This window comes from Rhizobacter terrae, assembly GCF_003852895.1.
GTDB lineage: Bacteria > Pseudomonadota > Gammaproteobacteria > Burkholderiales > Burkholderiaceae_C > Albitalea > Albitalea terrae.
The window spans coordinates 70,056-93,267 of record NZ_QUSW01000012.1; the positions used below are offsets into that span (position 1 = coordinate 70,056).

General features: G+C 68.2%; 25 protein-coding genes. 23 read left to right on the plus strand and 2 right to left on the minus strand.

What is annotated here, in order from left to right; translation table 11 throughout:
- Position 1 precedes the first annotated feature (1 nt).
- From DZC73_RS28995 to DZC73_RS29090, 20 genes are all read left to right on the plus strand, one after another.
- Positions 2-1,069: a SctD/MshK family protein gene (locus tag DZC73_RS28995; RefSeq protein WP_124543888.1), complete on the plus strand. Its 1,068-nt coding sequence runs from the start codon at positions 2-4 to the stop codon at positions 1,067-1,069.
- A gap of 36 nt (positions 1,070-1,105) precedes the next feature.
- On the plus strand, positions 1,106-1,396 hold the full coding sequence (locus tag DZC73_RS29000; RefSeq protein WP_124543889.1) for a hypothetical protein: 291 nt from the start codon (positions 1,106-1,108) through the stop codon (positions 1,394-1,396).
- 11 nt (positions 1,397-1,407) lie between these two features.
- Complete coding sequence (locus DZC73_RS29005; protein WP_124543890.1) at positions 1,408-1,824, plus strand: hypothetical protein; 417 nt, start codon at positions 1,408-1,410, stop codon at positions 1,822-1,824.
- A gap of 4 nt (positions 1,825-1,828) precedes the next feature.
- Positions 1,829-2,608 (plus strand): type III secretion system inner membrane ring lipoprotein SctJ, encoded by a 780-nt coding sequence (gene sctJ, locus DZC73_RS29010; RefSeq protein WP_161974803.1) that lies wholly within the window; start codon positions 1,829-1,831, stop codon positions 2,606-2,608.
- A 1-nt stretch (position 2,609) separates the two neighbouring features.
- Positions 2,610-3,131 (plus strand): hypothetical protein, encoded by a 522-nt coding sequence (locus tag DZC73_RS29015; protein ID WP_124543892.1) that lies wholly within the window; start codon positions 2,610-2,612, stop codon positions 3,129-3,131.
- Positions 3,128-3,745 (plus strand): FliH/SctL family protein, encoded by a 618-nt coding sequence (locus DZC73_RS29020; protein WP_124543893.1) that lies wholly within the window; start codon positions 3,128-3,130, stop codon positions 3,743-3,745. The genes DZC73_RS29015 and DZC73_RS29020 overlap by 4 nt, the downstream gene beginning before the upstream one ends.
- Complete coding sequence (locus DZC73_RS29025; protein ID WP_124543894.1) at positions 3,742-5,082, plus strand: FliI/YscN family ATPase; 1,341 nt, start codon at positions 3,742-3,744, stop codon at positions 5,080-5,082. The genes DZC73_RS29020 and DZC73_RS29025 overlap by 4 nt, the downstream gene beginning before the upstream one ends.
- Positions 5,079-5,561, plus strand: coding sequence for a hypothetical protein (locus DZC73_RS29030; RefSeq protein WP_124543895.1), 483 nt, complete (start codon positions 5,079-5,081; stop codon positions 5,559-5,561). The genes DZC73_RS29025 and DZC73_RS29030 overlap by 4 nt, the downstream gene beginning before the upstream one ends.
- Entirely contained in the window at positions 5,558-6,124 is a 567-nt protein-coding gene (locus tag DZC73_RS29035) for a hypothetical protein (protein WP_124543896.1), read from the plus strand. Before DZC73_RS29030 ends, DZC73_RS29035 begins: the two co-directional genes overlap by 4 nt.
- Positions 6,114-6,758: a DUF6683 family protein gene (locus tag DZC73_RS29040; RefSeq protein WP_124543897.1), complete on the plus strand. Its 645-nt coding sequence runs from the start codon at positions 6,114-6,116 to the stop codon at positions 6,756-6,758. Before DZC73_RS29035 ends, DZC73_RS29040 begins: the two co-directional genes overlap by 11 nt.
- Before the next feature lie 17 nt (positions 6,759-6,775).
- The gene (locus tag DZC73_RS29045; RefSeq protein WP_124543898.1) at positions 6,776-8,014 is read left to right on the plus strand and encodes a hypothetical protein; all 1,239 of its coding nucleotides are present in this window, start codon (positions 6,776-6,778) and stop codon (positions 8,012-8,014) included.
- The gene (locus tag DZC73_RS29050) at positions 7,986-9,290 is read left to right on the plus strand and encodes a sensor histidine kinase (protein ID WP_124543899.1); all 1,305 of its coding nucleotides are present in this window, start codon (positions 7,986-7,988) and stop codon (positions 9,288-9,290) included. Before DZC73_RS29045 ends, DZC73_RS29050 begins: the two co-directional genes overlap by 29 nt.
- Positions 9,291-9,297: 7 nt before the next feature.
- A complete protein-coding gene (locus DZC73_RS29055) occupies positions 9,298-9,924 on the plus strand; it encodes a response regulator transcription factor (protein ID WP_124543900.1) in 627 nt (208 codons plus the stop codon).
- Positions 9,921-10,712, plus strand: a complete 792-nt coding sequence (locus DZC73_RS29060) for a hypothetical protein (RefSeq protein ID WP_124543901.1) — start codon at positions 9,921-9,923, stop codon at positions 10,710-10,712. Before DZC73_RS29055 ends, DZC73_RS29060 begins: the two co-directional genes overlap by 4 nt.
- Before the next feature lie 16 nt (positions 10,713-10,728).
- Positions 10,729-11,379 carry a type III secretion system export apparatus subunit SctR gene (gene sctR / locus DZC73_RS29065; RefSeq protein ID WP_124543902.1) on the plus strand — a complete coding sequence of 217 codons (651 nt, stop codon included), beginning with the start codon at positions 10,729-10,731 and terminating at the stop codon, positions 11,377-11,379.
- Between the two features lie 12 nt (positions 11,380-11,391).
- Complete coding sequence (sctS, locus tag DZC73_RS29070) at positions 11,392-11,664, plus strand: type III secretion system export apparatus subunit SctS (protein ID WP_124543903.1); 273 nt, start codon at positions 11,392-11,394, stop codon at positions 11,662-11,664.
- Between the two features lie 5 nt (positions 11,665-11,669).
- On the plus strand, positions 11,670-12,470 hold the full coding sequence (gene sctT, locus DZC73_RS29075) for a type III secretion system export apparatus subunit SctT (RefSeq protein ID WP_124543904.1): 801 nt from the start codon (positions 11,670-11,672) through the stop codon (positions 12,468-12,470).
- A gap of 169 nt (positions 12,471-12,639) precedes the next feature.
- Positions 12,640-13,443: a DUF1521 domain-containing protein gene (locus DZC73_RS29080; RefSeq protein WP_124543905.1), complete on the plus strand. Its 804-nt coding sequence runs from the start codon at positions 12,640-12,642 to the stop codon at positions 13,441-13,443.
- A 93-nt stretch (positions 13,444-13,536) separates the two neighbouring features.
- Positions 13,537-13,776 carry a hypothetical protein gene (locus tag DZC73_RS29085; protein WP_124543906.1) on the plus strand — a complete coding sequence of 80 codons (240 nt, stop codon included), beginning with the start codon at positions 13,537-13,539 and terminating at the stop codon, positions 13,774-13,776.
- 30 nt (positions 13,777-13,806) lie between these two features.
- A complete protein-coding gene (locus DZC73_RS29090; protein WP_124543907.1) occupies positions 13,807-14,448 on the plus strand; it encodes a hypothetical protein in 642 nt (213 codons plus the stop codon).
- Between the two features lie 23 nt (positions 14,449-14,471).
- On the opposite strand, the gene DZC73_RS29095 is transcribed toward DZC73_RS29090, so the two are convergent.
- The gene (locus DZC73_RS29095; protein WP_124543908.1) at positions 14,472-16,676 is read right to left on the minus strand and encodes an alpha/beta hydrolase domain-containing protein; all 2,205 of its coding nucleotides are present in this window, start codon (positions 16,674-16,676) and stop codon (positions 14,472-14,474) included.
- A 366-nt stretch (positions 16,677-17,042) separates the two neighbouring features.
- On the opposite strand from DZC73_RS29095, the gene DZC73_RS29100 reads away from it, so the two are divergent.
- From DZC73_RS29100 to DZC73_RS29110, 3 genes are all read left to right on the plus strand, one after another.
- Entirely contained in the window at positions 17,043-19,163 is a 2,121-nt protein-coding gene (locus tag DZC73_RS29100; protein WP_124543909.1) for an RICIN domain-containing protein, read from the plus strand.
- 108 nt (positions 19,164-19,271) lie between these two features.
- A complete protein-coding gene (locus DZC73_RS29105; protein WP_124543910.1) occupies positions 19,272-20,687 on the plus strand; it encodes an RICIN domain-containing protein in 1,416 nt (471 codons plus the stop codon).
- 153 nt (positions 20,688-20,840) lie between these two features.
- Positions 20,841-21,869: a Gfo/Idh/MocA family protein gene (locus tag DZC73_RS29110; RefSeq protein WP_124543911.1), complete on the plus strand. Its 1,029-nt coding sequence runs from the start codon at positions 20,841-20,843 to the stop codon at positions 21,867-21,869.
- Positions 21,870-21,884: 15 nt separating this feature from the next.
- On the opposite strand, the gene DZC73_RS29115 is transcribed toward DZC73_RS29110, so the two are convergent.
- The gene (locus tag DZC73_RS29115; protein WP_161974804.1) at positions 21,885-22,967 is read right to left on the minus strand and encodes a substrate-binding domain-containing protein; all 1,083 of its coding nucleotides are present in this window, start codon (positions 22,965-22,967) and stop codon (positions 21,885-21,887) included.
- Positions 22,968-23,212 lie beyond the last annotated feature (245 nt).

Consider the following 23,212-nt stretch of genomic DNA (forward strand, 5'->3'; position numbering starts at 1 on the left):
CATGACCCCACAACGCACTCTCGAACTGCGCGTGCTCGGCGGCGAGCAGCAAGGCGCGCGCTGCCGACTGTCCGACGGCTTGCCCACCACCGTGAGCGGCCAGTTCGACAGCGACATCGTGCTGCGCGGCAGCGACCTCGCCAGGCGCCGCATCGCCATCACGCCGCAGGGCGATGGCGTTCGGCTGGAAGTGCTCAGCGGCGACGCGAAGCTGGGCGACCGCATGCTGGCCGCGGGCGAGTCGGTGCAGCTGCCGCTGTATGCGCCGGTGCAACTCGGCGACACGGTGGTCGCGCTCGGTGATCCCGAGGGCGACTGGTCCGCACCGGTCACCCATGACGAGGCCGCGCCCGCACCTCGCCGCGCGGCCGACGTACATCGCTGGTCGCGCCGCCTCATCATGGGCGGCGGTGCGGTCGCCACCGTGTCGATGGCCATGCTCGCCTTCGCCTACACGGCAGCGCCCGCCGAGCCCACCACCGAACAGCTCGCACGGCGCGCCGAAGCCGAGCTGCATGCCGCGGGCTTCCCGCGCCTGGTGGTCAAGGCCACGCCGCAAGGCGAGATCAGCGTCACCGGCTACCTGGAGACGAACGAGGAACGCGCGCGCGTCGAACGCACGCTGGCCTCGCAGCCGGCCACCGCCCGCCTGTCGGTGTGGGTGAACGAGCAGGTGGCGAACTCCGTGCTCGACGTGTACCGCGTCAACGGCGTGAACGCGCAGGCCGACGTGACCGGCCCCGGCGCCGTGCGCGTCACCACGCACGAGGCCGACGTGGGCAAGCTCGAGCAGATCCGCACCGTGGCGCGGCGCGACGTGCCGGGCCTGTCCATCCTCGAAGCGCGCAACGCGCCGCCACCGGCCGCGCCGCAGGCCGCACCGGTGCTGGACGACCCGGGCAAGCGCGTGGCCGCCATCGTGCCGGGCGAACCGTCCTACGTCGTCACCGCCGACGGCACCCGCTATTTCGAAGGTGCGCTGCTGCCCACCGGGCACCGCATCGCCAGCATCGCGGACCACGAGGTCCTGCTCGAACGCGGTGGTTCGACCACGCCGCTTCGCTTCTGAAGTTCCATCCCCCCACCCTCAACGAAGGAGACCGAGATGAGCGATTCGATCAATCCCCTGAGCGTCATGGCCACCGCGCCGACCAGCAGCGACAAGAAGGCCGGCAGCTGGTACCAGGCCATGGCCGATGCCTGGGGCCAGACGCTGGACCGCCAGGCGTCGAGCATGGAGACCATCGCCGACAAGATCAGCGCCGGCGACGACAAGCCCGCCACCATCACGCAGCTGAGCGCCGAGTCGCTGAAGATGGGCTTCCTGTCCAACACCTCGCACACGGCGTTGTCGTCCACGGGCGAAGCGCTGAAGACGATGGCGCAGAAGTCCTGACCGGGGCCGTCATGACGACCCCCGTTTCGACTTTCGCACCAGCGGCGCTGCCCATCGAAGCGCAGGGCGCGCCCACCGTCAGCGCGGGCTACGGCGTCTCGCTCACCGACGTGGCCGCCTTCGAGCAGGCCATCTCGCGTGCGCAGGCCGCCGGCGGCCCGGGCGTGACGGTGCAGGCCGCACCGGTGCAGGCGCCCAGCCAGGCGATGCAGGCGCTGTTCCGGCCGCTCGAACACATCAATGTCGAAGCCTCCACGCTGTCGGCGCAGGCGAGCTCGGCCGCGGAAGGCGGCCGGTCCCTCACGCCCGGCGAGATGGTGATGCTCACGGTGAAGTGCCATGAATTCATGTTCCATTGCCAGCTCACCGCCAACGCCGCGAACCGGACCTCCGAAGGTTTGCAGCAACTCTTCCGCCAGCAGGCTTGAACCCATGGGCACCCGCTGGCTTCGACATGCGCTGGTGGCCACGGCCGCCGCAGGCACGCTCGCCCTGAGCGGTTGCGGCGAGCAGGACTTGTATGCCGAGCTTTCGCAGCGCCAGGCCAATGAGATGGTCGCGGTGCTGCGCAACGCCGGCATCGAGGCCGACAAGCAGACGCGCGAGAACAACACCTTCGCGGTGGTGGCACCCAAGGACAACTTCGCGCAGGCCATCGAGGTGCTGCGTGCGGCAGGCTACCCGCGCGAGGGCTTCGACAGCCTGGGGCAGGTCTTCAAGAAGGAAGGCTTCGTGTCTTCTCCGCTGGAGGAGCGCGCGCGGCTCACGCATGCGCTGTCGCAGGAGATCGCCAACACCATCGCCAGCATCGACGGCGTGGTGGTGGCGCGCGTTCACCTCTCCGTGCCCGAGAAGGACCCGCTGGCCGACAAGCCGCCACCCGCCGCGGCCTCGGTGTTCATCAAGCACCGGCCGGGCGTGAACCTGGAAGCGCGCATGGGGCACATCAAGGCCCTGGTGGTGAACTCCATCCAGGGGTTGGCGTACGAGAACGTCACCGTGGTCCTGTTCCCGTCCGAGCCCTGGCCGGTGAAGCCTGCGGCGGCGCCAGGCGGCATGCATGGCCTGGGCACCACGCTGTGGTGGGTGGCCGGTGCGGGCAGCGTCGCGCTGGCGCTGGGCGCAGGACTGTGGTGGTGGCACCGGCGGCGACCGACGCCCCGCACCGAGCTGGCCGCGGTGACAGACATCACCACGCGGCAGAGGGCTTGAGATGAACGCCACGCCTTCTGCGGACCATCGCCGCCACCGCACCCAGGCCGCGCGCCTGCTGGCGATGTCACCACGCCGCCGTGACATCGCCTGGCGAGACCTCGCCCTCGTGCCCGACTGGGCCTTGGGCGAGCGCACTGCGGTGAACCGGCTGGCCGTGGCAGCCGGAGTCCGCGCGCATGCGGCCGCGCTGCGGCGCTGCATCGATGGCCGCGTGCTCAAGCATTTGTGCGCGCAGCTCGGCGAACCGGCGATGGATGCCTTGATCGGCCATGACGACGCCGACGCAGCCACGGGCATGGAAACGCTGGACCCGATCGAGCACGACATCGATGCCCGCCTGCTTGCCACCGGCCGCGACTGGCTGCTGGCGAGCGTGGAGTCGCCGGTGCTGCGCGAGTCCCTGCGCGAGCTGCTGTGGCCCGATGCGGGGCCCGGCCTGCGGGCCTTGAACGCGAAGTCCGCGGCGCGCGTGGTGGAGGCCGCCAGGGCGGCACTCGAACTGAAGGAGATCGCTGCATGAGCTTTCTCGCGATCCATCGAAGCGCCGGCACCAGCCTCGCCGTGGACCAGCCCTGGCTGTCGGCCGACGAGTGGACGGCCTGCCACAGCGCGGTCGATCTGCTCGCCCAGTTGCAGGCCCTCCACTCGGCCCAGGCCGCACGCCTGGAACTCGAAGCCGCGCAAGCGCGTGGTGCCGGATTCGCCGCGGGCCGTGAGCAGGGCCTGCGCCAGGCCAGCGAAGGTCTCGCAGCGGCCTGGGCCGATGCGGCCGATGCGGCGCAACTGCAAGCCCGCGAACTGCGCGAAGCGGTGATCGCACTGAGTCTGGAGGTCATCCGCCGCATCACGGCCGAACTTGCACCGCAGGAGGTCGTGGCCGCCCTGGCACAACGTGCAGGCGAAGACCTGATGCCCGATCGAGCGGCCAAGGTTCGGGTGCACCCGCAGGCTGCGGCCGCCGTGGCGCAGAGGCTGTCCGCGCTGCCGCAGATCGAGGTGAAGGCCGATGCCTCGCTGCACCCTACCGACTGCGTGTTCGACACACCTGCCGGCGAATGGCTGGCGGGGCTGGACGTGCAGCTGCAGCGCATCGCGCAGTCGCTGCGCGAAGAGTCGCGCAAGGCTGTTGAATGAGCGCCCTGTTCGACGACACCCCGCGTGCCACGCACGCCGCGGCCGACCTGATCGGCTCGCTGCGGCATGCGCGGCCCATCGCCGAGCGCGGGCGCATTGTCCAGGCATTCGGCACGACCTTGCGCGTGAGCGGGCTGTCCGCACGCATCGGGCAGCAGTGCCTCATCACCGACGGCCGCGGCGCCTCGCTGCGTGCACAGGTGGTGGGCCTGTCGCACGGCGATGCCTTGCTGGTGCCGCTGGCCGGACTGAACGATGTGGCCATCGACGCGCAGGTCGAGATCGTGTCCGACTCGCCGTTGATGCCCTGCGGACCCACCCTGCTAGGCCGCGTGCTCGATGCCTTCGGCCAGCCGCTGGATGGTCGACCGCTGGCGCTCGACGACTGTGGGCTGCGACCGGTGCATGCCGGTGCGCCCAACCCCATGAGCCGGCTGCCGGTGCAGCAGGTGTTCGCCACCGGCGTGCGTGCCATCGATGCGGCCCTCACCATCGGCGAAGGCCAGCGCGTGGGCGTGTTCGCCACGGCCGGCGGCGGCAAGTCCACGCTGATGGGCATGCTGGCCAGGCAGGCGTCCAGCGACGTGAACGTGATCGCGCTCGTCGGCGAACGCGGCCGCGAGGTGCGTGAGTTCATTGACGAAAGCCTGGGCGAGCAAGGCCTGGCGCGCTCGGTGGTGGTGGTGGCGACCTCGGACCGGCCGGCGATGGAGCGGCTGCGTGCTGCGCAAGCCGCCACCGCGATCGCCGAGGGCTTTCGCGCACAAGGCGCCCGCGTGCTGCTGCTGATGGATTCGGTGACACGCACCGCCCGCGCCCTGCGCGAGATCGGCCTGGCCATCGGTGAACCGGCGGTGCGCCGGGGCTTCCCGCCTTCGGTGTTCGCCGAGCTGCCTTGCCTCTTCGAACGCGCGGGCAATGACGAGCGCGGCTCCATCACCGCGTTCTACACCGTGCTCGCCGAAGACGAGGACGGCAGCGACCCGGTGGCCGAGGAGGTGCGTTCCATCCTCGACGGGCACATCGTGCTCTCGCGCGAGCTGGCCAACAGCGGGCACTACCCGGCCATCGACCTGCTGGCCAGCACGAGCCGCGTGTTCGGCCGCATCACCGAACCGGCGCATCGCCAGGCGGCCACGCGGCTGCGCTCGCTGATGGCCAAGCACCGCGAGATCCGATTCCTGCTGCAGGTGGGCGAGTACCGCAGCGGTGCTGATTCGCTGGCCGACGACGCCATCGACCGGTGGCCGGCCATCGAGGCGCTGCTGCGCCAGCCGCCGGACGAGGCCACGGCCTTCGGCGACACCCTGGCTCGATTGAAGGAGGTGGCGGGATGAAGCACACCGATGAACTCACGCAACTGTTGCGGCTGCGCCGACTGCGCGAGGATGCCGCGCGCCTGGACTTCCAGCGCCACCGCGAGACACGGGACGCCGCGCAGGCCGCGGTAACCGCGCGGGAGGCCGAAGTGGCACGCCTGCGCCATGAGCGGCACTCGCTGGTGCAGCGCGCGGGCCACGAGCATGCGCCGGCCATGCCGCGGCTGGGCATCTTCACCAGCACCCGGCGCGAGATGCTGGACGACCTGCTGGAGCGCGCCGAGTACGCGCTCATCGACGATGAGGAAAGCCTGACCGAGGCGCAGGACGCGCTCGATGCAGCCCAGGCCGCATGGCAACGCGAGATGGCGCGCTGCGAGGCCGTGCAGATGCTGCGCGACCGCGTGCAGCGCGACGCCCGGTGGGCCGATGCGGCCAGGGCCGAGCGCGAACTCGATGCCTCCAAGCGCCTGGCAGGCTGGGAGGCCGTGCGATGACGACGCCCCCCGTGGACAAGCCGGTGACGACGGCGCAGGTCGACAAGCAGCGGCGCACGCCGGCGGCGCCACTGGTGTCGCCGGTGCAGCGTGACCGTTTCGAGCAGGCCCTGAAGCGCGCCTCGCATGACGCAGATGAGGAGAAGCCCGAGGCCGGTGCGCACGAAACAGCGATGCCGTGGCCCATTGCGGCCCAATCTCTCCAGCACGCGGCAGCCATGCCTCCCCAGACACCGGTCTCGACGCCGGCCGTATCGCCGACCGAAGCAGCGATGGGCACGAGCCTTCGCCACGGCACCGCCGTGCATCACGCCGGCTCGCCCACGACCGCACACCTCAGCGTCGAACTCACCGACACCCGCCTGCCCCTCGCAGCCATCGACGTGCAGCGCATCGGCACGCGCATCGACGTCGCCTTGACCGGCCACACCGCCACACGCACCGACCTCTCGCCCATGGCCCTGGGCCGCCTGCGCGAACGCCTGTCCGCACGCGGTGCCGAGCTGGGCGCACTGACCTGGACCTCCACCCACCATGACGAAGACGAGCACGATGAGCATTGAACAAGCCCGCAGCGATGCCAGTGACTTTCCGCCCGAGATGGCGCAGCGCCTGGGCCAGCTGCTGGGGCAGGCGCTCAGCGGCCTGGGGGATGCAAGCGAAGCTGCCCCGGCCCTCACCATCGAGCCCGCGAAGGAGCCCGCTGCCCCGGCCCTGCTCGCACGCAGCCACGGCAGCCCCAAGGCACGGGCGCAGGCCCAGGCGATGTACCTGCGCTGCCTCGCGCACTACCGCACCAAGGTGCAGCGCGGCCTGCCGGTGGACGACGTGGGCGCGGCGGCCGCCTACTTCGTGCTCGCCAACCTTGCGGCCTTGCAGAACCTGCACATCAACGAGGCGCAGCTGGCCCTGGTCGAGCGGCAGATGCGCCACGTGATCGGCCGACACGCGGCATGGCAGTCCGCCGGCGCCCGCGAACGCCAGACCTTGTTCGAGCAACTCGCCGTGCTGGGCGTGCTGGTCGGAGAAAGCCAGGCCCAAGCACGCACGCAAGGCGCGGCGGCCATCCTGCATGTGCGGCAGGCGGCGCGGGGCTACCTGCGCGAACTGCTGGGCATCGATCCCGATGCGCTCAGGCTGGATGAGCACGGCTTGCGCTTCGAGGTCATGGTGCCCGCGGCGGCGGCCAACAACTGACGCGGCGAGCCGGCGCGATGGACCCGATCCAGGCCATCTCCGGTGCGGCGGACGCGGCCTTGCAGGCCGTGCGCGCACTGCTGGGCGAGGAGCCCCCGAGCGGACTGCCTGCGCAGGAGCCAGGGACGGGGCCGGCGATGGAGTCGCCTCGCGACGCGCCCGCTGAATCCGCCGCACGCGCCATGCCCACGACACCGATGCCGCATGCCGTCGCAGCCGGTCACGAAACCGCTTTGCCCGTTGACCCCGGACGCGGCACGCTCGCGCAGCTGGCCGCGCAGGGTGCCAACCCTCACGGTGCGGTGGCCCAGCATGCGCCGCTCGCCAGCGAGACCGCGCATCTGGTGGCGCAGCGCGCCGCGACCGCGAGTCCGAACCCCGGCATGCAGCCGGCGGGAAGCAATGCGTCGATGTCGCTCGAAGCTGCAGCAACGCCCCGTGGCCTCGCGCCGACCGCCGCCGCAGGCACGAGCACACCGGCGCTGGCAATGCATGCCGTCCGCCCCGAAGCCGCCGCCGCGTTCGAGCGAGCCGCCGATGCGGTGCTGATGGCCTCGCAAGTGAGCAGCCTGCACGCGCAACCTGCGCAGATGCAACGCACGCCGGCCGTGCCCACGCGCGAGGAGCCACGAGCGAGCCAGTCCCGCCACGAGACATGGCAACAGGCGGACTGGCTGGAAGACCACGAACGCCAACACCACGCGCAGTCGCCAGAGCCCGAGACCGTTGCCGACGAAGAACCACCGAATGGCGACGACGGCATGCTGGCCGTCGACGACCCCGACTACGCCAGCTTGCACCTGCGCCTCGTCGACGCCGGGCAGCGTGCCGCCTTGCGCGAACTCGATCAGCGCCGCTGCGTGCTGCTGCTGGTCCCCGCGACGTCACCGAAGCCGGGCAGAGCACCAGCGCGTGCGCACCTCCTGTGCGGCGCCAAGGCCACGGTGCATGCCTTCTCCGCCCGCTGGTGGCCCGGCGCCCAGGGCGCAGCCGAGTGGTCCGCGTGGCGGCTGCACCGCGAAGGCGATGGCCCGCGCTGGCGTTCACGAACCACCGAGCGCAGCGCAGCGCCTTTGCTGCTGCGCCTCGCACCACCGTCTCACTCTCTCCTGGAAGCGGCCGGCGCCTGCCTGGACATCGGCGACGCCCGGCGCTTCCGACACGCATTGGGCGGGCAATGGAGCGTGCTCGCGCTTCTTTGCCCGGCGTGGAGTCCGCCAGCAGTCCATGAACAACAACGTCACGATGTCTCGTAACACGCATCCTCGCCACAACTTCGCGCCGGGCGACCTCGCTCTCAAGGACGGCGCCACCCTCGCCCTGGACGCCTTCGACCGCGGCAGCGCGCTGCTGGACCTGACGCACCAGTGCCTGCGCTGGTGCAGCCCGGGTTTCGAAGCGCATTGCTGCGCAACGCATGAATCTCCGGTGGCCGAACTGGAGCAGCGCCTGCCGGGCCTGCAGGCCGCCATGAATGCCCTGGCCGGCGCGCACGGCGACGGCCAGCGCTGGGACGGAACGCCGGGCAAGCCCTCGCGCCGCCAGCCGAGCGCTGCCATCGAAATGCGCAGCGGCCCGAACTCGAAGGTGGTGCAGTGGCGGCCCCAGCCCGGCAGCATGGACGTGCAGGCCACCATCGTGCGGCACGGCCTCGTCGCCCTGCGGCTGATGGACGAGCCCGGCGACGACGAGGAGCGCGAGCGTGCCGCACGCCGCCACCTGGAAGACCGCGAGAAGCTGCTCTTCACCTCGCGGGCGCTTTCGGTGGGCGAGATGGCCTCCACGCTCGCGCACGAGCTGAACCAGCCCATCGGCACGGTGGCCAACGTGCTGCGCGGCATCCGCATGCGCATTGAGCGGCAGGCCATGGCCGACGACAAGGCCACGCTGCTGCAAGGCGTGCAGCTCGCGCTGGACCAGTCGCTCTTCGCCTCGCGAATCATCGCGCGCATCCGCGAGTACACCCATTCGCGCCAGCCGCGCCGCGATGCGCTGGACCTGGTGCTGGTGCTGCGCGAATCGCTCGCGCTGCTGGACTGGGAACTGCAGCGCGACGGCGTGGCCACCGAGCTGCACCTGGTGGATGGCCCTTGCCCCGTCATCGGCGACGAGGTGATGCTGCAGCAGCTCTTCGTCAACCTGCTGCGCAATGCCCTGGAAGCCATGCGCGACAACCCGCCCGGCGACGACGGCCAGCCCTCGCGAAAGCTGGTGCTTCGCCTGAGCATCGAGCGCGGCGGCCGCGAGGCCGTGCTCGCCTTGCGCGACAACGGCTGCGGCCTGCCGGAAGACGCAAGGCAGCGCCTGTTCGTGCCCTTCCAGTCCACCAAGCCCAACGGCATGGGCATCGGGCTGAACATCTGCCGCTCCTTCGTGGAACTGCACCAGGGCCGGCTGTGGTTCAGCGCGAACGACCATGAGCCGGCCGGCGGCGACGCGCGCGGCTGCACCTTCCACGTGGCGCTGCCCGTGTCCACCGAGCCCACCGCGCGGCCCGCGCCGCTGCCTGCCCCGAGCTCTTCACCTGCATGAGGACCCCATGAGCACACGCACCATCTTCATCGTCGACGACAACGCGGAGTTCCGCAGTTCCGCGCAATGGTGGCTGGCCAGCGCCGGCTACGAGGTGGTGGACTTCGCCGATCCGGCCGATGCGCTGGACGCCTTCCAGGCCAGTCCGCCGGAAGGCCCGGCCTGCCTGCTGCTGGACGTGCGCATGCCCGGCATGAGCGGCCTGGACCTGCACGACCGGCTGCACGAGCAGGGCCTGAAGCTGCCGGTGATCTACATGACCGGCCACGGCGACGTGCCGCTGGCGGTGCAGGCGATGCAAAAGGGGGCGGTGAGCTTCCTGGAAAAACCGTTCGCGGATGCAGCGCTGGAAGAGGCGCTGGACCGCGCCTTCTCCAGGCACGAAGCCGCACCCGTGGAGGAAGCCGGCGACGACGCCCACCGCCAATGGCAGCAGCGCCTGGCCCGGCTCACGCCGCGCGAGAAGGAGCTGCTGGCCTGGGTGGTGGAGGACAAGCTCAACAAGACCATCGCCGACCTCATGGGCATCAGCATCAAGACGGTGGAGCTGCACCGCAAGCGGGTGATGGACAAGCTGGAGGCGCAGTCGGTGACGCACCTCATCAAGATGGTGGTGGGAGGACGAGTCGTATGAGCATGCTGCGCTTTGCGGCAGACACAGCCTGGGGGCGTGTGCGGCTGGATCTGCCTTCACCAGATGAGCATCGCGATGCCGTGGCGCATGCGCTGGCGGTGGAGGCGGCGCACGGGCTGATCGATGCGCTGGAGCAATGGGGTGATGCGGTGTTGGACGTATCGCCCTGCACCGAGGTGTCGGATGATGCGGCGGTTCTCGCCAGCATCACCGATGCCTCGCTCGCGCCCACGGGATCGCGCCTGGCCCTGCCCTGGCGATGGATGGCGGCTGCGCCTCGCGCGGTGCCGCCTGCGCTCTCGGGCCACGGCGTGTCGTGGGAGCGCATTCCTGTCATTTGCGAGCTGGCCCGCTTCGATGCGGCGCCCTTGCCTGCTAACGCACTGGACGACGGCGGCGTGCTGTTGCTGCCGCCGTCTTTCGACGCGCACTGGACGCTGCGCCTCGTCTCCTCCATCTTGGACATGGCGATGGACGCGCCCTGCACGGGCCTGAACTCGCCGTGGCGGCTCGCTGTTCCGCCACAGGCCGTGGACGCAAGCGAGCAGGCCTGGCGCGTCGTGCTCGCCGATGCCCTGTTGCTGCACCCGCTGCAATGCCTGCCCGGCAACGACACCACCATCCACTGGCCCCGCCAGCTGGCCGCGCACCTGCTGCCACCCGGCAGCACCGAGCCCGTCGCGCGCGGCAGGCTGATGCCGGCATTGGCCGGTGCCGCCCTGTGGGTCGCTCCTGCCATCAGACCGGCACCCACCCAAGCCACCACCCTCGACGCCCAGCCCGCCTGAGGCACCGCTGCGATTCATGGACCTCACCCAGTTCTCGCCCTCGTCGGCCCTCGTCACCGTCGTCATCCTCGCGCTGGCGCCGTTCGTCGCGGTGATGGTGACCTCGTTCACCAAGATCATCGTGGTGCTCAGCCTGCTGCGCAATGCGCTCGGGCTGCAGCAGGTGCCGCCCAACGTCGTGCTCAACGGCATGGCGCTGGTGCTCACCATCTACGTCATGTTTCCCGTGGGGCAGCAGATGGGCGACAAGGTCGGCTCCATCGAGGGCCTGGGCAGCAGCACCAAGTCGCTGCTCTCGGCCGCGGACACCGCCAAGGAGCCGCTGCGCGAGTTCCTGCTCAAGCATTCGCATCCCCGTGAGCGGGCTTTCTTCCTGCGCACGGCGCAGAAGTCGCTGCCAGCCGAGCGCGGTGCGCAACTGGCCGAGCGCGACTTCATCGTGGTGCTGCCGGCCTTCACCGTGAGCGAGCTGTCCACGGCCTTCCAGATCGGCTTCCTCATCTTCCTGCCCTTCCTGGTGGTGGACTTGGTGGTGTCCAACATCCTCATGGCCATGGGCATGCAGATGCTCACGCCCACCACCGTGTCGCTGCCCTTCAAGCTGCTGCTGTTCGTGCTGGTGGACGGCTGGGTGAAGCTCTCGCACGGGCTCGTGCTGTCGTACTGAGGGGATCGTTCCATGCCGCAAAGCGAAGCATTGCAGCTCACCTACCAGGCCCTGTGGCTGGTGCTGGTCATCTCCGCCCCGCCGGTCATCGTGGCGGCCATCGTGGGCCTGCTCATCGCCTTCCTGCAGGCGGCCACGCAGATTCAGGAGCAGACCTTCCAGTACGCGGCAAAGTTCTTCGCCATCGTGCTCACCATCTTCGTCACCGCCTCGCTGCTGGGCGGCTCGCTGCTGCAATACACCGACCGCGTGATGAGCAACTTCGCGGGCATGGTGGCGCGCTAGCGGCGATGGAGCTGTTCGAGGCCATCCACTCGCTGCGCGACCTGGCGCTGCTGCTGGGCCTGTCGACCACCCGCGTCGCCGTGGCCTTCCTGCTGCTGCCGGTGTTCGCGCCGGAGACCGTGCCGGCGCTGGTGCGCAACGCCATCTTCCTGGCGATGGGCATGCTCACCGTGGCGCTGCAGCCCGCGGTGCCTGTGGAGCACTTCACCACATCGCAGTGGATTGGCCTCTTCGCCAAGGAGTCCATGCTGGGCCTGGCATTGGGCTTCGGGCTCGCGGCCTTCCTGTGGGCCTTCGAAGCCGCGGGGCAGATCGTGGACACCAAGATCAGCGTGGGCAACACGCAGCTCACCGACCCGATGTCGGGCCAGCAGGTGTCGGTGTCGGGTGCGCTCATGGGCCGCCTGGCGACCTTCATGTTCATGATGGGCGGCGGCATGCTGCTCTTCGTGGGCACGGTGGTGGAAAGCTTCCACGCCTGGCCGCTGGCGCAGATGAGCATCGTGCCCCGGCAGGCCGCCGTTCCTGTCTTCGAGCACCACCTGGCCGACCTGATGACGCTGGCCTTCCTCATCGCCGCACCGGCGCTGGTGGTGATGTTCGCGGTGGACATGTCGCTGGGCCTGGTCAACCGCTATGCACCGCAGCTCAATGTGATCGCCATCTCCATGTCCATCAAGGGCGTGGCGGGCACCGCGATCTGGATGCTGCTGCTGGCCACGCTGGCCGACGGCTTCACGCAACTGCTGGCCAAACGCATCGCGGCCATCCTGCCGACATTGGCCAGAACCTTCTCCGGTGGGTGACGTCTTGAACGCGTGAGCTCCCACTCACGCTGGGGCCAACCCCGACAGCGTGCACCCGAGCTAGGGCACGAACGAACATGCTTTTACAAAGCACACGTGTTGAAGTTCGCTCCCAGGCCGTGCGCGGGTGCCGCGGCCGCCCAACCACTCCTGAGGGGAGCGACCGATCATGACCGTCACCACGAGCGCCACCGTCTCTGCCACCGCCACGCTGGATGCGCGTGCCCTGTGCACCGACCCCGGCAACCCCACCCACGCCAGCACCACCAAGGTGGGCGGCAAGGTGCAGTTCGAGAACGACAACTACCGCATCACCGTCGGCGACGACAACTCGGTGAACATCCACAACAAGAACACCGGCGAGGACTACCAGGTCTGGGGCGACCCGCACGTGAACGTGGACGGCCAGCATGCGTTCGACTTCTGGGGCACCACCACCTTCGCGCTGGACGACGGCACCAAGGTCACCATCCAGACCACGCCCTGGGCCGCCAACCCGGGTGCCACGCTGGCCTCCAAGGTCACCATCACCAACGGCGACTACGGCGTGCACATCACCGGCGTGGACACCAACACCGTGGGTGACCTGCACTTCGACGAGGCCAAGGGCTGGGGCGGACTGCTCGACGCGGTGGTGGCCGACGGCAACACCATCTACGAGAACTCCTACGGCAAGGGCTTCGTCGGCTTCGATGCGCAAGGCCGCCTGCGCCAGGTGGACCAGTCCTTCATCAACGGCACCGACCTGACCAAGGCCGGCCAGCTCAAGGACCGCTTCGGCGGCGCCTTCCAGCTGCTGGCGGGGCTGCTGTCCGTCACCTTCATCGGTGCGTTCCTGGGCTCGCTGGCGGGCCGCGGCGGCCCCACCAACCACCACTGGGGCGGCGGCCACGGTAAGCTGACCCTCGACGTGGACGTGAGCTTCAAGCTCGTGCTCAACGGCGGCCACCACCCTCACCACGGCCGCGCCTGACGCGGCAGCTGGGGTGGACCCTAGCTCGGGTCCACCCGGACTGCACGCCGCCCAAGCGACCCGCTATCGTTACCCCCACACCGGTTCACGACCATGTCCAGCATCCATCCCTACCAGCTCGGCGTCGGCTCGCTCGCTCCCTCTTCGCAGGGCGTGGAGGCGGCGCGGGCCGGACAACGCAGCACGGACAGCGCCGCTGCGTGGCTGGATGCGGGCGCCGACGCCACCAGCGAGGCGCTGCACGTGAGCCCGCACGATGCGCGCCGCAGCATCGACGACATCGAGCGCGACTTCATCGCCGCACTGTGCGACTCGGCCGACGGCTCGCGCTGAGCCGCGAGGCTTCGGCCTGAATTCCACCTGATGACGCCCTCCCCTGCCTTGTCCCTTCGCCCGCGACCTGACTGGCGCGCAGCGGCGCAGCATCTCATCGATGGTTGTGCGCACCTGCCGGATGCAGCCTCTCGCGTGGAGCTGCTGGAACGCTTGTGCGTGGCCCTGGGGGACGAGCTCTACCCCGCCTTGCTGGGCGTGTTGTGCACGGTCGGTGAACGGGCCGCTCCGCCTGCGCGGCGCGCGGTGGCCAGCGCGCTGGTCGAGGGTTTGCGCAGCGGCCGCGTGCCCAGCGGACGGCGGCCGGCGTGGGGCTCGTCAGGCGCGTCGAGCATGCGCAGCCTGGGTCCCATCGAGTACCTGTGCGCCTGGTATGCGCAAGGCGGCGGCGCGCAGCCGCCCAGCGCCAGCAGCTTCGACCGGGCGATGCGCTCGCTGCTGTCGCTGGTGGGTGCCAGCGACGAGGCGCGGCTGATGTATGCGCAACGCCTGATGGCCGTGGCCGACGATCCGCTGTCAGGCACGCTCACACGAAGCACCCGCGACGGGCTGCGCCAACTCGCATCGCGCTGGGAAGCCGATGCTGCGGACGTGCAGGCGCCGGTGGATGCGTTCCTGCACGCCTTGCAAGGCGGCGGGTTGCAAGGCCTGGCCACCCGGCGTTTCCTTTGACCCGCTGACCATGAGCCCGTGGCTCATGGGTTGGGAATCAGGTTCGAGGAAATGTTCGTCGGTGCCGGCTGGTACCAGTTCTGGTTGTCCAGCGGGAGGATGAACCCCAAGGCCTGCAAGTCGTTCGCGGCCGCCCGGTATTTGGCGATGTAGTCCGACCGCGTGGGATAGAGGTCAGCCAGCGTGGCGCGCTTGTCACCGGCTGATTTGACGGATGCATTGACCGCCAGCGGAACGGAGGATCCCTCAAGGCCACAGCTCTCGCCGACAGCGAATCCATTCTTGCGCAGGCTCCAACCCACGTAACTCGACACAGGCACCTTGACTTCGGGCGTGATGATGCCGCCCATCTCATTGCCATTGCTGTCCAGCTTGGGAACGTGCTGGACATAGCCCTTGGTGAAATCCACGATCGGCTCGGCCTGGCCACTGGCGGGAAAGTAGTCGGTGGTGTAGATCTGGTTGTAGTAGCCGACGTGCGCGCCATTGATGACCGTCGGCGTGGCTGCGTCACCGATGGGCACCTTGACGTTGGTGACATCCGCTGGGAAAGCGTAGTTGGTCTGGGTTGGTGTCATGCGGATCGCCCCGCCCGCGACCGTGGGGTGCACCGAGGACGGAGGCACCGCGCCGACAGTCACCCAGTCCGTCAACCTCGACAGCAGCGCGCGCCACACCGTCGCTGTCTTGATGTTGACTGTCGGAAACAGGCACGCGCTCGTCGACGCTGGCAAGGTGTTGATCCCGGTTCTGACGCCCACGCCCGATTGATGCTTCGCGCCGGCAATCAGGTAGACGCGCACATTGGAAGGCAGCGCCAGGTCATTCTCATGGTCGTCGGTCACGACCAGCGATCCGCGCCCTTGCCACCACTCCACCGAACTGTCGACGTGCAAGATCCTGGGGCAGGTGGCGGTCGCCAGGCACTTCTTGAGGATGCCGTCGGACACGCCGGAATAACGATCGGTCAGCACGCCGTAGGTGAAAGGAAACTGATCCCCCGGTTGCCAATGATCAGAGTGCGCCGTCGTTGTCGCACCGGGCTGCGAGAAGCGTTGGTTGACCCAGGTTCGCTTGGCACCGGAAATGATCGGCAGCATCCCGTCGAAAACGATCTTGCCGAATTTGTCGACGTTGAAACCCTGGTAGAGGAAGTCCTTCAGGAAGCGGCCGGACTGCGATTCACCGGCTGCGACCGCCACGTCGAAGTTCGTCGGCGGATTGCTGGAGCAACTGGCCACGATGCATCGGGCCGACAACATGTCGCGCAGCGGGTTGGCGTGTCCTTGCGCATCGGCCGGCAGGTTTTTCAGGTAGGACACCAGGTCGCGCACGGCGGCGAAGCCAATGCCGTTGACGCGCGGCTGCTTGGCTCGATAGACAAAGGTGTAGATGGTGCCGGCGTCCGGCTTCACGCTGACGTTGTGTTCGTCCGGCACGAACTGGGGCGGCGTGAAAGAGACGGAGTAGCTGCCATCGGAATTGGCGACGTACTTCCAGTCGCTGACTGCAGCGGAATAGGACGTCCGATAGCCCAACTGGTGATTGCTGTTGTACCAGGACTGGCGTGCGCTGAACTTGACTTCCGAGAAGTCCGTCAACGAGGCTGGCTTGTAGCTGAGCCGCATCGTGGTCCCGGACCCGATGAACTCCTGGGTGGTCAAGCCAGTGATCTCGGTCCCATCCGCATTCTTGGCGGTTGGAAAGGCGGTGCCCACGGCGCCATGAAGGCTGTCACCGCTTTGCGGGATGTCGCCCTGCCACCCGCTCCAGACGAGCGTGTAGCCCTTTTGCAGCAGGGACGGAAAAGTCGCAGGCGGCACCGTGCCGGCCACGAGATCTCCTCCAACGAAATCGCCCAGCCCCAACTTGCCGCCGCGATTCACCACGTCGTAGTAGAGCAGCCTGGTCGCGTTGGCTGCGGACTGGGGGCGCAGGATCAGCACGTCGGTCGAGTAGGAGACGAGCCCGTTGGCATCGCGGGGAGCGTTGGCCAGGTCCACGATGCCGGCATTCAATGCATGCGCCGGATCGAGCTTGCCATGAGCGATGGCAGTGATGAGCACATAGGGGCCTGCCGCCCCTGGCGGCGTCGCGCCGCCGAATGCGGCAGCGGTGGACACGATCTCAAAGTTGTCGATCACCCCCGCAGCCGCATGGGCTGGCGCATGCATTCCCAATGGTGCTGCAGCGACCAGCACAAGAAGTCCATTCAGCAAGCGCTTCATCTGTCCCTCCAAAGGGCGCATCACTCGGGTGAACGCCGCGAACAAGAGATGTTGGTTGTCTCCTCGGTCCGCGCAGTGTTGGAGCAGCCGTCGGGCCGATCAATGAACCTGCCCGCTCGACCTTTAGCCAGATCGGAAACGTCGGTGACTGCTTCGCACCGCGCTGACGACTCAGGGTCTGTCCGGAGGTCGCCATCAAAACTAGCCTAGTGCACCGCCCATACCTGTAACTCGCGTAAACCCTTGTTCGCAAAAACTTGACGAGTTCGCGCCGAAGACAATAATCCGCAGCAAAAGTGGAACCGATTCCACACAGCGGCCGACAGACGCACACTGCGGCCCCTCTCACCACGCTCGGAGACAACCATGTCCACCTCTTCGCAACAGCCCTTGCGGGCTGCGTCGCGCGCTGCCGCATGCCTGCTCGCAGCCCTGGCGCTGCAACTGCCCGGCAGCGTCTGGGCACACAGCAACTTCCTCAAGGTCGACGGCCGCGTCGTCCGCAACCAGAACGGCACGGGCGATCCCGTCTACCTGCGCGGCGTGAACCTCGGCGGCTGGCAGGTGCACGAGTCGTGGATGTCGCCGCTCGTGGGTGCGAGCGACGACTACACCATGCGCCGCACCCTCAGCCAGCGCTTCGGCGATGCAGGCCGCGACGCCCTCATCAACGCCTACCAGGACAGCTGGCTGCAGGAGAAGGACTTCCGCATCCTCTCCAACCTCGGCATGAGCGCGGTGCGCCTGCCCATCTACTACCTCAACCACATGAACGAGGACGGCACCTGGAAGCGCGATTCCTCCGGGCGCATCGACTTCCGTCGCATCGAGTGGGTGGTGGCGATGGCGAAGAAGTACCGCATGTACGTCATCCTCGACCTGCATGGCGCCCCCGGCTCGCAGAACGGCGCCGACCACAGCGGCCGCATCGGCGGCTCGGGTGCACTGTGGAACAACAGCACCTACCAGGCGCAGACGCTCACCTTCTGGCGCGAGCTGGCCACGCGCTTCCGTGACGAGTCCACCGTGGCCGGCTACGACGTGCTCAACGAACCGTCGCTGAACTACCCCAGTCCGGCCACGCGACCGGTGCTGGACATGTATGACCACATCTACCGCGAACTGCGTGCGGCGGACCCGAACCACATCGTGATCATGGAAGGCATCTGGGACTGGACTGCCATCACACGACCCAGCGACTACGGCTGGACCAACGTGATCTACGAGTTCCACTACTACAACTGGAACAACGAATCGAACTACCAGGCGCAGGTGGACTTCGTCGAGTCCAAGGTCAACCAGGAGAAGCAATACCTCGCGTACAACGTGCCGCACTACGTCGGCGAGTTCATGCTGTTCAACCTGCAAAGCAGCTGGGAATACGCACTGCGCCGCTACAACGAAGTGGGCTGGCACTGGACGAGCTGGACCTACAAGGGCACCAACGTCGGCAACTGGGCGCTGTACAACCACAGCAACGCCGACTCGGCCAAGCCCAACGTGGCCACCGACAGCTACGCCACCATCGAAGCCAGGTGGCGCAGCTGGGACACCGAGCTGAACATGGTGCCCAACAGCATGCTCAATGCGGTGTTCAAGGCGGCGCTCACGGGCAGCAACAGCCTCATCCGCCCCTTGCCGTATGAAGGCCGCTGGAACGCCGCCAGCAAGCTGGAGGCAGAACACTTCTATTCGCAAAGCGGCGTGAGCTTCGACAGCACCGGCGTGGGCAGCTTGGATGCCGGCGACTGGCTGCGCTACATCGACCTCGACTTCGGTGCAGGCATGGACCGCATCCGGCTGAATCTCGCGGTGGATGCAGCCTATGCCGGCAAGACCATCGAGGTTCGGCTGGACAGCCCGACGGGCGCGCAAGTCGGCACGGTGACCGTGCCCAGCACCGGTGGATGGACGACCTTCCACGAGGTCGTGACGCCCATCCAGCGCACGTCCGGCGTGCACAACCTCTACCTCGTGGCGCGCGGCGGCAACGGCGTGGCCAACATCGACTGGCTGCAGTTCGAGGACAGCACTGGCGGCGTGGTGCCGGGCCTGCCGGTGTCTGGCCAACGGTACGCATTGATGGCCAAGAACAGCAACCGCAGCCTGGACGTGCGCGACGTGTCCACCAGCGACGGCGCCTTGCTGCAGCAGTGGAGCTACGGCGGCGGCGCCAACCAGAAGTGGATCGCGACGAGCAGCGGCAACGGCCTGTGGCAGCTGCGCTCGGTGCTGAGCAACAAATGCGCCGACGTGGCCGGCGTGAGCACCGCCAATGGCGCGGCCATGCAGCAATGGACCTGCACCGGAGGCGCCAACCAACAGTTCCGGCTCGAAGACCAGGGCGGCGGCTACTTCTACATGCGCGCCTCCCACAGCAACAGGTGCCTGGCCGTAGCCGGCGCATCGACGCTGGACGGCGCCGCAGTGCAGCAGTGGGACTGCGGCGGCGACAACACGCGCTGGCGCTTCGACCCGGTCCAGTAATTCCAATTCCTTCGGCACGGTTCCACACGACCAAGAGACCCGCCGCGGCAGGCATCGCCCTGCCCGCGAGCCGAGTCCATCCCACCTCACTTGCCTTTTGGAGACTCCATGAAGAACACCGCCTGCAAGCATTTCACCCGAACGCTCGCCGCCATCTGTGCGGCCGCTGCGCTCGTTCCGGCCGCCTTCGCCGGCCCCACCGTGGCGCCCTACTTCGAGACCTGGGCCTATGGCAGCAGCCAGAACCCGAACAGCCTGATGACCGCCCGCAACCAGGGCGGCGTGACGGCGGCCACCCTCGCCTTCGGCATCGCCGGCAACGGCTGCTCGCTGGGCGGCGGCATCGAGGCCGTGCTTGCCGGCTCGGCCAAGACCGACGTCGCCAACTTCCGCGCGGCCGGCGGCAAGGTCATCCTGTCGTTCGGTGGTGCGTCAGGCACGTACCTCGAAGCCGCCTGTTCCGATGACGGGATGGTCAACATCATCGACAACCTGCTGCGCTCCACCGGCTCGCGCGCCATCGACTTCGACGTGGAAGGCGGGCAGTCGGGCAACGCGGGCCTGGACGGTCGCCGCAACCGCGTCATCCAGCGCCTGCAGACCGCCTACCCCGAGCTCTACGTGTCGTTCACGCTGGCTGCCACGCCGGGCGGCCTCGAATCCAACGGCCTGCGCATCGTGCGCAGCGCCAAGGCCGCGGGGGTCAAGGTGTCCATCGTCAACCTCATGACCATGGACTACTACGACGGCAACAACAGCCAGAGCATGGGCGCCAAGGCCATTGCCGCGGCCAACTCGCTGTTCGGGCAGCTCAAGGGCATCTACCCCGAGCTGAGCGATTCGCAGATCTGGGCGATGCAAGGCAACACGCCGATGATCGGCGTGAACGACGACCAGAGCGAAGTCTTCCGCCAGTCCGATGCGTCGCAACTGGCCACCTTCGCGCAGCAAAAGGGCCTGGGCCTGCTCGCCTACTGGGCGCTGCAGCGCGACATGCCCGGTGGCAACGACTACAACAACTTCAGCCTGGTGAACACCAAGCCCTACGAGTTCTACCAGCTGCTGTCCCAGAGCAGCCCGCCGCCCTCGGGCATCCAGGACGGCACCTACGTCATCACCTCGGCCTACAGCGGCAAGTGCGTGGACGTGGCCGGCGCCTCCACCGCCAACGGCGCGCAGGTCCAGCAGTACCAGTGCAACGGCACCGGCGCGCAGCGCTTCACGCTGACGAACATGGGGGGCGGCTGGTACCGGCTGATCAATCCGAACGCGGGCAAGGCGGTCGACATCGCCGCAGCCTCCACCGCGGACGGCGCGAAGGTGCAGATCTACACCGACAACGGCACCAACGCGCAGCGCTTCAGCTTCACGCAGGGCAACGACCCCACGACCTGGGTCGTCCGCAACCAGGCCAGCAGCAAGTGCCTGGACGTGGCCGACTGGAGCACCAACGACGCCGGGAAGATCCAGCAGTGGAGTTGCAGCGGCGGGCAGAACCAGCTGTGGCGGTTGACGAAGCAGTGAGGTGAATACATGCCCGGCCGGCCCCAACGTCGGCCTGGCCGGGTTCGTGTCACTTCGAAAAACGGAAAACCATTTCCACCAGGAATCCACCAGAGACCTTCGGCTCGCACGGCTCCTAGACTTCGTCATCACTCCTCTCATGCGAGTTCGACGATGTCATCGAAGTCTTCCTCCTTGAAGGTCGGCATCGCCGGCCTGGGCCGCCTGGGCTGGCGGCATGCCGACAACCTGGCGCACCGCATTCCTCATTGCGATCTGGTGGCCGCCTGCTCACCCGTGGCCGCGGAGCTGGCGCGTGCCGAGAGCGATCTCGGCGTGCAGGCCGGCTACTCCAACTTCGACCAATTCCTCGACCACCCCGGGCTGGACGCCGTCGTGCTCGCCACGCCCAGCACGCTGCACGCGCAGCAGGTGGAAACCGTGCTGCGCCGCGGCCTGCCCGTCTTCGTCGAGAAGCCGCTGGCATTGACGCTGGACGATTGCATCCGCCTGGAGCAACTGGCCGCGCAACCCGGTGCACCTGTCGCCATGGTCGGTTTCGTGCGGCGCTTCGACGCCAGCTACCAGAACACGCGCCGCATGATCGACGAGGGCCGCATCGGAGAACCTTTCCTCGTGCGATCGCAGACCTGCGACAGGCTGGACCCCACCGGCGCCTTCTTGCAGTTCGCGCCGACCTCGGGCGGCATCTTCATGGACTGCAGCGTGCACGACGTGGACCTCGCCCGCTGGCTGCTGGGCAAGCCGCGCGCCACCCGTGCCTTCGCCACGGGCAGCATCGCCGTCCACCCTGAACTGAAGGCCATGGGCGACGTGGACAACGGCCTGGCCGTGGTCGAGTTCGAGACCGGCCAGCGTGCAGTGGTCTATGCCTCTCGCACCTTCGCCCATGGGCACGAGACCAGCACCGAGGTGATGGGCACGCAAGGCAAGCTGCTGGTGGGTGCCGGTGCGGCGCGAGACCGCGTGCTGCTGTCGGACTCCACCGGCGTGGGCCACCAGTCCGTGGCCGACTTCTACGAGCGTTTCGCCGAAGCCTTCCTGCGCGAGATGGAAGCCTTCGTGGCCGCCTGCCGCGGCGAAGCCTCGCTGCCGCTCACGCTGAACGACGCGACCGAGGCCACGCGCATCACACTGGCGATCACGAAGTCGCTCGGGAGCGGGCAGCCCGAGGCGATCTGAGCTGCCCGGGCCCGCTCAGCGGTATTGCCCGCTGAACCGTTCGACCTTCTCGACATTGGCCCGGGTCACGAAGCCCGGGCCTGAATTGATGTCGCGCCCGTTGGACGGCTTGAGCTCGATGCCGTACTTCGACATGCGCGCATGCAGCCGGGGCTGGGCGTAGACCGTGTACTTCACCAGCCCCAGGCCTGACGCCGGGGCGCCTTGCCGCAAGTACTCGCCCATCAGTGCCACCGACAGGTAGCCTTGCGCATACGGCTGCTGGTCGATGGCGAAGGCCACCACGCCATCCTTGATGCCGCCGACGATCTCCTGCGACACATCGAAGCTCACGAAATACGGACGCCGTGGCGCGTTCGCACCGGACTTCATCGCGCGGATCACGGCAATCGCCGGATGCGCCGAGGTGGGCCCCAGCGCCAGCCAGGCCTGCACCTGCGGATTCGCCACTTGATACTGGACGATGCGCTGCTGCATCTCGGCCGCATTGCCCGACAGCTCCAGCTCGGCCGTGGCGGACACAGGCAAGCCCAGCCCCTGCGCGAAACCCTGGCAGCGTTCATGCGATGCGGCGCTGCTCGCATAGTGGTTCAAGCACACGAAAGACCGCACGCCCTCTTTCGCCGCACGCTGCCCGGCTTCCAGCCCGGCCTGGAACTCCGGCTGGCCGATGTGCAGCATCGCCCCGGCCTGCTTGCTCTGTTCGCCGGTCCCGGAGTTGACGGTGATGAGCGGCATGTGCCCGATGCCGACGACCTGGTGCAGCGCCGGAGCCAGCCCTCGCGCATCGGCCAGCGTGGTGATGACGCCCGCATAGCGCTGCGTCGACAGGCCGTTCAGGATGCGGCCCATCTCCTGGATGCTGCCGTCGTGCGGATTGAGGTAGTCGACGTCCACGCCGAAGTCCTCGCTCGCCTGCTGGATGGCGTTGCGAATGGTCGTCCACCAGGTGTCGCTGTCAGGCGCGTGGCTGACGAACGCGATGCGCGGCCGCGCCGGCGGCGAAACCGCCGTTGCCGGCAGCGCGAGTGGAAGAAGGGACCAGCCCAGCAGCACGGGCAGGCATGCCCGGCGGGCCACGCAAGACATTGAAGCCATGCGACGCTCCTTGGTCGAATCGACAGGATTCAAAAAGAAGGCCTCGCGGGCGAACGCCTGCGAGGCCCAATGCACCTGTGCGGGAGGCCTCCCGCACATCGGCCGCTCTCGCTCAAAGACGAATCAGAACCAGATCTCGACCTGAGCGCCGTAGCTGGTGCCGCTGGTCTTGCCGTCGCCGTTGCCGGTGAGGCCGCCGGCGCCCGCTGCCGCGTTGGCCGCGTCGTTCCACTTGGCGCTGGTCA